This window comes from Anaerosinus sp., from assembly GCF_965318445.1.
This window is the reverse complement of sequence record NZ_CBDNNH010000005.1, coordinates 107334-120153: the sequence shown is the minus strand read 5'-3', so window position 1 is coordinate 120153 and position 12820 is coordinate 107334. Positions and strand designations below refer to the sequence as shown.

Below are 12820 nucleotides of genomic sequence, written 5' to 3'. Positions count from 1 at the left end.
ATGCAGCAAAATGCAGCACAAACGGCAGAGTATTACCGTAGACAACAAATTTTAACAGCGACGCCGGAACAGCTGACGTTAATGCTTTATAATGGCGCTTTAAAATTTATAAATGAAGGCATTAAAGCAATGCAGGAAAAAAAATATGAAGAATCGAATAATAAATTTATTCGGGTACAAAATATTCTTTCAGAACTTCAGGTAACGCTCAAAATGGAATATGAAATATCTACAAATCTTTATGCCTTGTATGATTACTCAAAACGTTGTTTGATTGAAGGAAACATCAATGATGACTTAGTAAAAATAGATGAAGCAAAAGAAATCATTACAGAACTCAGAAACGCATGGTATGAGGCAATGAAAATTGCAAAGAAAGCAAGGTAGTAGTATGGAAGATAAAAAGGAACAATCTGCTGTTTTATGGAATCGATTTCTAATGCTTACACAGGAAATGCAAAAATTTATTGGGCAAGATGATGTAGATATGTTTTTATCTCTTCTAGAGCAACGAATCACTTTACAAAAGGAAATCGAAAAGCTTGGTACTACTGGATTTGAGAAAAGTGAAGCAGGGCAAGTAATTGGTAAAAAAATTATGGTATTATGTACAGATATTCAATGCAGATCCCAAATATGGCTTAATCGCGCCAAAGGGCAGGAACGTAAAGTGAATGCGTATGGGTCTTTGGGGTATGGCAATAATCATGCAGGGTATAATTTTAATGTTTATAAATAGATTTGCAAAATATAAATTTATTTATAAATTTTTAAAAAAGTACTTAAGTAAAAGTGAAAAATGACGATATATATTATAAGAGTTAAATCAAAGAGGTTATCGCCGAGCGATCGGCGGCGATAAAACTCTTTTGAGATAATTTCAGGCAGGGAAGCCTGTTAAACAAATGTAAAATCAGGGAGGAAGATTTATTATGGCAATGGTAGTAAAAAACAACATGTCAGCGATTAACACGCTGAACACAATGACAAAAAACAATAGTGCGTTAGGTAAAAGCATTCAAAAATTATCATCTGGTATGAAAATTAACGGTGCTGCTGATGATGTATCCGGTTATGCGATATCCGAAAAAATGCGTGTGCAAATTCGCTCTTTGGATCAAGCGAACCAAAACTCTCAAAACGGTACTTCATTAATGAAAGTTGCTGAAGGTGCAGTTAGCTCTACAGTTGAAATTTTGAAAACTTTGAAAGAAAAAGTTATCAATTCAGCCAATGATACAAACACAACTTCAGACCGTAAAATGATTCAAGATGAATTGGATCAAGCAATTGACCAAATCAATGACAATGCGTCTGTTACATTTAACAACAAACTTCTTGTTGATGGTTCAATGAACAAAGAAAGTACAGCTACGACAAATGTATTCGTGAATGAATCACTATCTACGGGTACAGCTGGTGCTAGTACATTAGTTACATTAAAAGACCGTAATGGAAATGATCTTGATATTAAATCGACTGACAAAGTTACAGTTTCTTTCGTACAAAATGGGAAAACAGTTACAACTCAATTTAGTATAACTAGTACTACTACATTGAATAATATTTTTGCGAATGCAAATACAGCTGCAACTGCTGCTGGCATGCCTGCTGGTCCGTTTGCTACTGCTGGTGCAAATGGTAAGAGTGAAATTGGTCTTAACGGTCAAGGCGTTAGTCAATACTCCGCAGATGGCTCTAGTGTGATGACAATTGCCGCTGCTGGCTCTGGTATTACAAATGGTATTTCCGGTTTCTCCATCAGCATCACTGGTGCAGATAACAATGTGAAAAAATCCATCAATAACTATCTTGATGCTTGGAGCGAAGGCATTCGTGCGGAAGATAAATCAGGTAATAACGCATTAAACTTACAAATTGGTACAAAATCCAATCAATCGATTAATGCAGGTATTTCTGACATGAGAGCTACTGCACTTGGCTTACAAGGTTCTGATGCTTTAACAGGAACTGCAAAAAATATCAATGTTACAACGAAAGACAATGCAAACGTTGCAATCAATGTAATTGATAATGCGATTCAAAAAGCGTTAAACGAACAAACAAAACTTGGTGCAATCCAAAGTAGATTATCCTACACAAGCGACAACTTAACGACTGCAAGCGAAAATGTACAAGCTGCAGAATCCACAATCCGCGACGTAGATATGGCAAAAGAAATGACGAACTTCACGAAGAACAACATTCTTATGCAAGCTTCTCAATCTATGCTTGCTCAAGCAAACCAATCTACACAAGGCGTATTGAGCTTATTACAATAATCCTAAAATTCAATAAGATACAAATGGTATATAGGGAGGATGGGCGCGCAACCATCCTCCCTATTGTTGTATATTCCAAAGGATTTTCACTGAAAGTATTTTGTAATATACAATAAGGGGGATAAAGATGAAGATTTCGGCTTGTATGATCGTAAAAAATGAAGAAGCAAACATCATGAAGTGCATAGCGAGCTTTAAGGAATATACGACTGAAATTATCGTTGTTGATACAGGTTCTACGGACTGTACGATCGAGCTGGCAGAGCAGGCTGGGGCGAAGGTCTATTCGATTCCGTGGCAAGATGATTTTGCAGCATCCAAAAATTATGCGATTGCAAAGGCGCAAGGCGATTGGATTTTATTTTTGGATGCAGATGAGTATTTTTCAAAACAAATGATGAAAAACGCGTATAATTGGTTGCTTGAACATTATCATAGTTGTGATGCATGTTTGACTAAGATGATAAATATTGACGTTGATGATGGGAATAAAGAACTTGATTTCTTTTATACAGTACGCTTCTTTCGCAATACATCAAATATTCGCTATGAAGGAGCTATTCATGAGCAGCTTTGTAAAGCGGATGGAAATTTACAGATCATACAAATGCCAGCAGAGGTTTGTACGATTTATCATACAGGGTATTCGAGCCAAAGAATTCGTGCGAAATGCGAACGAAATCTAAAATATTTATTGATAGAAGAACAGCAGGGAAAGGTGAATTCGACACTATACTATCATATGGCGGAATGCTATGCAGGACTTGCATTAGAGGAAAATTGCTTAAGATGTGCTAGATTGGCGATATCGGACGAAAGTAATACGACTTACCAAAGTCGTATTTATCATTTATATTTATTAAACTTAAAAAAACTAGAGCCGAAGAATACGGAAGAATTTTTGATTGTATTAAAAAAAGCATTAGCCAAATTTCCGCTATTGCCCGATTTTCGTGCTGAATATGGATTGTATTTTTATAATCAGGGGAATTTTGTAGCGGCACAACGTGAGTTTAGGCAAGCGATTGACTTATATGAAAAGTATCAAGGAAATGAGCCAACTTTTTTGGAAAATCATATCGATAATTTGAGATTTTTATTAGAAGATAGTGCAAAGAAATCAGAAACTACGGTGTTTTTATCTGCTTGTGCAATTGTGAAAAATGAAGAAGAAAATATTGTAAAATGGTTAGAAGGAATGAAACAAGTTGCTGATGAAATTGTAGTTGTTGACACAGGATCAACTGATCAGACAGTTGAAATTGCGATGCAGGCAGGGGCAAAGGTATACCATTATCAATGGAATCAGGATTTTGCTGCGGCAAAAAATTGGACGATTTCTAAAGCTCATGGTAAATGGATTCTATTTCTTGATGCAGATGAATTATTTTCGGAAAATACAATCAAAAGTTTGCGAGAAAAGCTTTTGGAGGATGTACAGGCAGATATATTACTTTGTCAAATGATCAATGTAGATGAAAATGGCAGGACATGTGATCGATTTTATCAAACAAGAATTTTTCGCAATTTGCCTGAAATTCGTTATGCTGGTCGAATTCACGAATATCTCATCAGTCAAGCAACGAAAAAAATTAAATTAGAAAAAGCAGAAGATATTGTGATTTATCATAGAGGGTATCAAGCTGATTTAATCCAAGAGAAAGCAAAGCGAAATTTAGAAATTTTATTGGCGGATATTGCTATGTATGGTGAAAATCCACGTTATTATGCTTATTTATGTGATGCATACTTTATCTTGGAAAAGTATGTAGACGTAATTAAATATGCGAAGTTACATCTGTTAAAAGGAGAAAAATCTTTAACGGGTGAGAGCCGGGTCTATCAAAATTATATTGCTGCTTTAGAAAAGTTAGCAATGCCGATAGAGCAAATTCTGGTAGTGTGCAATCAAGCGATTGATTCTTTTCCAGATTTACCTGATTTTTATGCTTTTCGTGCGGAACAGCTTTTAAAAGTCAAGTGCTATGCTGAAGTTATTCGGGACTTAGATATGGCGATTGCTTGTGATGAAAAACAAAATACTGGTTTTCATTCCAGTAGCTTTAGTGCGAATTTTGTTGCGGTCTATACAATGTATACCAAAGCTTATCAGGGATTAAACCAGAAACGGGAAATGGAGATTTATATGGAAAAAGCATTAGAACAAAATAAATATAATTTAGATTTATTTATGATTTTCTATGATTCTGTGCAAATGCAATCCGCTCAAGAACGTATTGAAGAACTCAGAAAGTTTTATGCAGAGGATAAAAGAGACATTTCCTTTATTGTACAAGCCTTAGAAATATGTAAAATAGATGAAGTTTATTTTTATTATGCGGGAAAAATGCGAGAGTGGGGATTGATGTCAGAGGAACATATAGAACGAAAAAAAATGCTTGCAGATAGTAAATATGAAGCTGTTTATCAAAATATATTACAGAGTATTGGTATAAAATTGCAACTGTTTTTTGTATCGTTATTATGTGCTGATGATAAAGAGCTGATTAAAACCAATATTGAAAAATTGCCCCAAGACTTACAAAAAATTATTTTTGCATACTACGAAAATCGACCTATTGACCATTCCAGTTATGCATTATATAAGAATTTATTAGTGGGTGTTATAGAATACGGGACGGATATGGTTATTGGAAATTACTTAGAATTAGTGAATATGATGGATGATGATATACAATTAGAAATTAGTGAAATCTTACAACAAAATTTACGGTACAACGATGCTTTAAAGCAATTAAGTAAAATTAAAACGAAAAATGTTTTCATTCAAAAAGGAATATGCTATTTTTATTTAAATGATAGAGACCGTGCGAGATTTTACTTAAAAAAAGCAATAGAAAGTGATGAAGTATCGAGTGAACAGTTGGAATATTTAATGTGGATTTGTAAAGAAGGGACAGAACAATGATTTCAGCATGTGTGATTACAAAAAATGAAGCGAATACAATAGAAAGATGGTTAGTCGATATGCAATCTATTGCAGATGAAATCATTGTTGTTGATACTGGATCGACTGACAATACTGTTAAAATTGCTAAGGCTAGTAATGTGAAAGTATATCACTACAAATGGCAAAATGATTTTGCTGCAGCAAAGAATTTCGCGATTGAACAGGCAAGTGGGGATTGGATTCTATTCCTGGATGCAGATGAGTTTTTTAGTGAAGAAACGAGGGAAAATTTAAGAAATTTATTATCAGTCATTGCTGATGATTCTATAGAAGCTTTGTTATGTAAGGTAATTAATATCGATATTGATTTACAAAATAAAATAATAGATGAGTTTCCGCTCAGTAGGATTTTTCGCAATCGTCAAGAAATTCGCTATGTAGGTGCTGTGCATGAGAAAATTTACAATATAAATACAAAGTCTATTCATGCATTGGATATGACAAATTTAGTGAAGATTTACCATACAGGATATTCGACTTCTATAATCGAATCTAAATTAAAAAGGAACTTAGTAATGCTGCAAGCGGAAATTGTAAAAAATGGAGAAGAACCTTATTATGTATACCTGTGTGATTGTTATCATGGATTGAAAGACTATCAGAAAACGTTAGAATATATCCATAAATATTTTAAATCAGGGTATCAAATCATAGGTAGCGAAGAAAAGTTACACTGGTATTTGATTCATAGTATGATACAGTTGAATATGAATCAAAATGTCATTCTTCAGGAAGCTGAAAAAGCAGTGAGGAAATTCCCCGATAATACTCAATTTAAACTATATTACGGTGAGGTTTTATATAATTTAAAAGAATATGAGAAAGCTTTACAGTATTTATTTGAGTCTGTAGAAAAAATAGAAAGTAAAACGGAGCAAGCAAGATTTTCCAAAATTGTATTGGAATGTTTACTAAAACTGAATGACAAACGGGCAATTCATTATAGTGGACAATTATTTGATGCACAAATTGATGTCCCTCAGAATTTAAAGAGTCAGGTGCGTAAGATGCAATGCGATTGGCAGGAAGAAATAGCAGAAAAAAGAAAACATAGGTCAATGAAATTATCTGCATGTGTAATTGTAAAGAATGAAGAAAAAGTCATCGGGAGATGGTTGGATTGCATGGAAAAAATTGCTCATGAGATTATTGTTGTTGATACCGGGTCTACGGATAAAACGATAGAATTTGTGAAAAACAGAAATCATAAGGTGTATCATTATCTATGGGAAAATGATTTTTCTAAGGCAAAAAATTATGCAATTGCGCAGGCTACCGGTGACTGGATTTTATTTCTTGATGCGGATGAATATTTTACGGAGGCTTGTCTGAAAACTGTACCGATTCATATCGAGAAACAGCATCGCAATAAAAATATAGATGCGATTGTTTGTCGTCTTTATAATATTGATAGCGATTGTAAAGGGCAAATTATCAGCACTTTTAGTAATCTGCGTATTTTTCGCAATATGCCATATTTACGTTATCATGGCAATGTTCATGAAATGCTTAAAAATGATAGTCGCAATTTAAATCTTTGTATGATGGAAAAAGAAATACAAATTTATCATACAGGCTATTCAAGTAGTATTTTAAAAGGGAAATTGGAAAGAAACTTAAAATTGTTACAAGATGATATTACAAAAAATGGTGACAAACCAGACTTATATCATTATTTTTGTGATTGCTATCATGGGTTAGGCAATTTTGAGGAAACGATTCGATATGCACGTCTACATTTAGCATCAGGCTGTAGATTAATCAGTGGTAATGTGGAAATTTATAAAAAAATGATTGATGCATATATTGCATTGCAAAAATCGAAAGAAGAAATTTTGGCAGTGATTGATGAAGCAATTGAAGTTTATCCGGAAGAACCGACATTTACTTATTGTAAAGGGGAGATATACTTACAGGATAGAAAATATGAAAAAGCGGATTTTTATTTAAATCAGGCATTGGTTTTTGCGAAGAAACCGAGGGATGCACATAGTATGGATATATTTATTTCCTATGAAAAATATTTATATATTTGTCTAGGAAAATTGATGTTGATGAAAAATCACAAAGATAAGGCAATCGGTTATTTTATTGATGCACTGCAAAAAGGGAAATACGATAAAGAGATATTTCTCCTGTTCTATCAAAATTTGTCTGCATTAGAGGCGGCAGATACGATTGCATGTGTGAACACAATCTATGATGTTGATATTTATGATGATTTGTATTTTATTATGGATGCGCTGCAATATGCGAAACCATCAAAAGTATATTTATATTATGCGCGCTTAGCAAGGCAAAAGAAAATTGTTTGGCATCATAATGATGTATATCGAGATTATCTTGCGCTAGAGCAGTATAAGCAAGCAATTTTTGCATTAGATACAGAACTTGAAAATATCTATATGGATATGTCGCTTTTAGGGTATTTGTTAAACAATGAGCAAGTGCAAAATTCAATTCAAGAAATTATACCTGATGGTTATGATTTGAAACGGCAGAAATCGAAAGGGAATAAAAAGAGGTCAGAAGCTATAGAAAATGAAATTTTTAGACGAAGTACTGCAATAGGACAAACAATACAAAGGATTCCTGAAGGAGAAACGATAATGAATGATAGAAAAATCGCGCTAATTACATGTGTAAATGATGAGGCTATGTATGGAGAAGCTTTTTCTTATTTACAAAAATTAATTATTCCTGAGGGGTTTGAAATGGAATGTTTAGCCGTTAGGGAGGCTGATTCCATGGCATCAGGGTATAATGAAGCAATGCATAGCAGTGATGCGAAATATAAAATTTATTTGCAAGAGAATACATTTATTACGAATATTCATCTGTTAGAAGAGGTTGTTAGGCTTTTCCAAGGAAATCGTAATATTGGACTTGTAGGACTTATAGGTGCGCGCAATCTTGGTGAAGATTGCGTATGGTGGCATGCAAGGGAAACCTATGGGAGGATGTATGATGTAAATGCAGATGGTTCTATCGTAGAAAAAAATTATGGAAGCATACAAGCGCCATATGAAATTGTAGATGTTATTGATGGGGCAATGATGGCAACGCAATATGATATCGAATGGCGTGAAGATGTATGCAAGGAATGGAAATTTTATGATATTTCACAATCTTATGAATTTAGATTGAAAAATTATCAAGTAGTGATTCCTTTACAGCAGGAAGCGTGGATATTAAATATTCGTGAAGAACAAGCACTCATGCAAGCTGCTGAAAAATATAGAATGCTGCTACATCGCGTATATGGTACGAAGGCAGAGGATGGAACAAACCTGAAAAGTGTGACTAGTATTGTTATTCTAACGTATAATAAACTTGATTATACGAAGCTATGTATTGACAGTATCAGAACATATACAAAAGCAGGAAGCTATGAAATAATTATAGTAGATAATGCCTCTACCGATGGTACTGTTGAATGGCTGAAGTCACAACCGGATATTCGGTGTATATTGAATACAGAAAATTTGGGTTTTCCAAAAGGCTGTAATCAAGGGATGGAAATAGCAAAAGGAACAGAAATATTACTGTTGAATAATGACACAATTGTAACAAAAGATTGGTTGACTAACTTAAAAAAAGCATTGTACAGTGATGAAAAAATTGGTGCAGTAGGGCCGGTAACAAATTGTAGTGTAAATTATCAAGATATAGAAGTTGGATATAAAAATGTAGATGAGATGCAAATGTTTGCGGCAAATTATAATCATACGAATGCAAGACAGTGGGAAGAAAAGGTAAAACTAATCGGTTTTTGTATTTTATTTAAACGTAGCGTCTTAGATTGTATTGGTTTTTTAGATGAACAATTTTCACCAGGAAATTATGAAGACGATGATTATTGTTTTAGGATGATTACAGCAGGGTATAAAATTTTACTCTGTAATGATACATTTATTCATCACTTTGGGAATACTTCGTTTGTCTATAATGAAGCCTATGGAGAATTACTTAGACGGAATGAAAAGAAGTTTGCTCAAAAATGGGGATTTAATGCAGGCTATTCTGCGGGAATAAGAACTGACTTGATAGAACTTATGGACAAAGAAAATAAACCATGTCGCATTTTAGAAGTTGGATGTGGTTGCGGCACAACTTTATTGCGTATTCGTTATATGAATCCACAAGCTGAAATCTATGGGGTTGAGTTATGCCAAGGCAGCGCAAAAATTGCAGAGAAATTGATGCCTGTTTTAGCGGAGAATATTGAGACAATGGAGTTGAAATTCCCAGAAAATTATTTCGATTATATTATTTTCGGTGATGTATTAGAGCATTTACAAAATCCATGGCAAGTACTTGAAAAGATGAAGCGCTATTTAAAAGATGATGGATATTTTCTTGCAAGTATTCCAAACATTGCACATTATTCTATTCTTCATGATTTATTGAATGGAAGATGGCAATATCAAGAAGCAGGAATTTTAGATAAGACACACTTGAGATTCTTTACATGGCAAACGATCATAGATATGTTTCAGGGGGCTGGATATAAAATTGTAGACAAACGCTTTAAAAGAATCGGCGTATCCGATGCTGCTCGGAAATCACATGAGGACTTTGTAAATTCAATTGTTAAAACTTATCCAATGGTGAATCGAGAAGAAATCATGGCATATCAATACTTGGTAAAAGCTTCTAAGGCATGAATGGCAGGTTGATTTAATTGATGAAAAAAGTAGTTGTAACAGGGGCAAATGGATTTTTAGGTAGTTATCTGACCCAGCAAATGGTACTTGAAGAAATTGAAGTATATGCGATTGTTCGCTCACATGAAAAAGCAAAACAGAGATTTAAAGAAAATATTTATATCCATATCATTGAATTAGACATGAAAGATATCAGTCAGTTAGTGAATTTAATTCCAAAACCTATCGATGTATTTTACCATTTAGCATGGAACGGAGAACGAAATGCATTTGAAGAACAGACTAATAATATTCATTATGCTGTAGAAGCTTTAGAGGTAGCGGCAAAACTGGGTTGTAAAAAGTTTATTTGTACAGGCTCACAAGCTGAATACGGAATTTATCAAACGAAGACGGATGAAACTACATTACCAAACCCAAACACTGCTTATGGTGTAGCAAAATTGGCAGCTTGTTATTTAACTAGATTTCGATCTGAACAATTAGGGATTGAATGGATATGGGCGCGTGTTTTTAGTGTATATGGGAAAAATGATAATCCCAAAGCGTTAATTCCGTACTTGGTTAAAACCTTGAAAGCCGGCGACAGCCCGAAAGTATCAGCGGGATTGCAACAATGGGATTTTTTGCATGGAAATGATGCTGCAGATGCTTTAATTGCGCTAGCTCAGACGGATGTTGCCCAAGGAATTTATCATGTTGCAAGTGGAAATAGTAGGCCATTACGTTATTTTATTGAGACGGTTAGAGATATTATTGCACCAGAACAAACCATTCAATATGATACAGTTACAAGTGGTGGAGTCGAGTTATTTACATCAATTGATAAAATAAAAAAAACGACAGGTTGGACTCCTAAGTTTAAGTTTTTTGACGGAATTTACGATATATTGAAATAGTAGGATGAATGATAAGGTGGTTAAGGTCGTGGCAAATTCTATTTTTATGGATTTATTTAAACGTTATCCGATGTTACAAGAGCTAGAAGAAGAGATTTATAAAGCCTATGACACCCTTTGTTATTGTTATGAAAATGGTGGAAAGGTATTGATCTGTGGCAATGGAGGTAGTGCAGCGGACGCCGGGCATATGACAGCGGAGTTAATGAAAGGGTTCTTATTGCCAAGAAAATTACAAAAGACGGATGTCAATAATTTTTCTGTGGCGGATTATTCAATTGCGCAGCGATTACAATATGGTCTTCCTGCGATTTCATTATCTGCACAATGTGAACTAATGACTGCAATTAGCAATGATAACGGGGCTGATATGGTCTTTGCGCAACAGGTGTTTGGTTATGCAAAACCGAATGATGTTTTTATTGGGTTTAGTACATCAGGTAATTCGCTTAACGTAGTACAGGCGGCAAAAACTGCGAAAGCATTACAGCTTCCATGTATTGTTTTTACGGGCAACAATGGCGGTACTTTAAAAACGTTAGCTGATGCGAAGTTATGTGTACCGGAAAATATGACATATAAGATTCAGGAGTTACATTTACCGATATATCATGCTTTGTGCATAGCAATAGAAAAAAGATTTTTTAATAATTAAATTTTAATAAAGTCAAGATAACAGGAGTGGAAGAATGAAAACGATAGTGATAGCAGAAATAGGAATTAATCATAATGGTGATATGAAAATAGTCAAAGAATTAATCGATATTGCAGCAAATGCCGGGTGTGATATCGTAAAGTTTCAGAAACGAACAATAGACAAAGTATATACAGCTGCTTATTTAGCAGAGCCTAGAGAAAGTCCGTGGGGAACAACGCAACGGGAACAAAAGGAAGGGTTGGAATTATCTATCACAGACTACCAGGAAATTGATCGGTATTGCAAAGAAAAACATATTGATTGGATGGCATCTTCCTGGGATGTGGATGCGCAAAAATTTTTACAGCAGTTTAATTTAAACTATAATAAAGTTGCTTCGGCGATGCTTGGTAATGTAGAGCTTTTAACTGAAATTGCAAAAGAAAAACGATTTACCTATATTTCCACAGGGATGAGTACGTATGAAGAAGTGGATGCAGTCGTAGATTTATTTAGAAAATATGATTGCCCTTTTGAGATTATGCATTGTAATAGTACCTATCCAATGGAGCCGGAAGATGCAAATTTAAGATTAATTCCAGAAATGCAAAAACGGTATCAATGTAATATTGGATTTAGCAGTCATGAAGTCGGATATGTAGCAACATTAGGTGCGGTAGCAATGGGCGCAACTTCTATTGAACGTCATATTACCTTAGATAGAAGCATGTATGGATCTGATCAGAAAGCATCTACTGAACCAAATGAATTAGTTGAATTGGTGAAGAATATTCGCTTAATGGAACGTGCTTTGGGAACTGGTGAAAAAACTTTAAGTGAAAAAGAAATGGCTGTACGAAAAAAATTACGGGGTTAATGAATGTGAATAAAATACAATATATTTTTGCTGACATTGATGGTGTTGTTACAGATGGAAAAGTCAGCATTGACATAGATGGGAATGAACGCAAACAGATTTGCTATCGGGATTTAGATGCGATTGGTATTGGAAGAAAGCAGGGACTGGAGTTTTTCTTCATTACTGGTGAAGATACAAAAATGGCAGAAAGTATTGCGAAAAGATTTAATGTAAAGCGAGCAATCTTTGGTGCAAAAGATAAGTTGAGCGCGGTAAAAGCACTGATAAGTGAGCTGAATATAGATAAAGAAATCGTGTGTTATATCGGCGATTCGGACCGTGATGCACCGGCAATTGCTTATGTGGGACTGGGGATTGCCCCGGCAGATGCTTCAAAAAAAGCTTTACAAGCGGCTGATTTCGTGACGGAAAAAGTCGGTGGAAACGGAGTTTTGTTAGAGCTTGTGGAAAATATCATGGAAGATGGATACCGAAAGGATTAGGT

Annotated in this window: 9 protein-coding genes; all 9 read left to right on the top strand. The window is 34.5% G+C overall.

Annotated features, from left to right (window positions below; translation table 11 throughout):
- On the top strand, window positions 1-387 hold the full coding sequence (gene fliS, locus ACWZFG_RS04525) for a flagellar export chaperone FliS (protein ID WP_455577174.1): 387 nt from the start codon (window positions 1-3) through the stop codon (window positions 385-387).
- Window positions 368-739 (top strand): hypothetical protein, encoded by a 372-nt coding sequence (locus ACWZFG_RS04520; protein ID WP_455577173.1) that lies wholly within the window; start codon window positions 368-370, stop codon window positions 737-739. Before fliS ends, ACWZFG_RS04520 begins: the two co-directional genes overlap by 20 nt.
- A gap of 193 nt (window positions 740-932) precedes the next feature.
- Complete coding sequence (locus ACWZFG_RS04515; protein ID WP_455577172.1) at window positions 933-2282, top strand: flagellin N-terminal helical domain-containing protein; 1350 nt, start codon at window positions 933-935, stop codon at window positions 2280-2282.
- 127 nt (window positions 2283-2409) lie between these two features.
- Entirely contained in the window at window positions 2410-5211 is a 2802-nt protein-coding gene (locus ACWZFG_RS04510; protein WP_455577171.1) for a glycosyltransferase, read from the top strand.
- Window positions 5208-9920: a glycosyltransferase gene (locus tag ACWZFG_RS04505; RefSeq protein WP_455577170.1), complete on the top strand. Its 4713-nt coding sequence runs from the start codon at window positions 5208-5210 to the stop codon at window positions 9918-9920. The genes ACWZFG_RS04510 and ACWZFG_RS04505 overlap by 4 nt, the downstream gene beginning before the upstream one ends.
- A gap of 20 nt (window positions 9921-9940) precedes the next feature.
- A complete protein-coding gene (locus ACWZFG_RS04500) occupies window positions 9941-10819 on the top strand; it encodes an NAD-dependent epimerase/dehydratase family protein (RefSeq protein WP_455577169.1) in 879 nt (292 codons plus the stop codon).
- 28 nt (window positions 10820-10847) lie between these two features.
- Complete coding sequence (locus ACWZFG_RS04495) at window positions 10848-11474, top strand: D-sedoheptulose-7-phosphate isomerase (protein ID WP_455577168.1); 627 nt, start codon at window positions 10848-10850, stop codon at window positions 11472-11474.
- Window positions 11475-11508: 34 nt separating this feature from the next.
- Window positions 11509-12333: an N-acetylneuraminate synthase family protein gene (locus ACWZFG_RS04490; protein WP_455577167.1), complete on the top strand. Its 825-nt coding sequence runs from the start codon at window positions 11509-11511 to the stop codon at window positions 12331-12333.
- Window positions 12334-12338: 5 nt separating this feature from the next.
- Window positions 12339-12818 carry an HAD hydrolase family protein gene (locus ACWZFG_RS04485; protein ID WP_455577166.1) on the top strand — a complete coding sequence of 160 codons (480 nt, stop codon included), beginning with the start codon at window positions 12339-12341 and terminating at the stop codon, window positions 12816-12818.
- The last annotated feature ends 2 nt before the right edge of the window (window positions 12819-12820 follow it).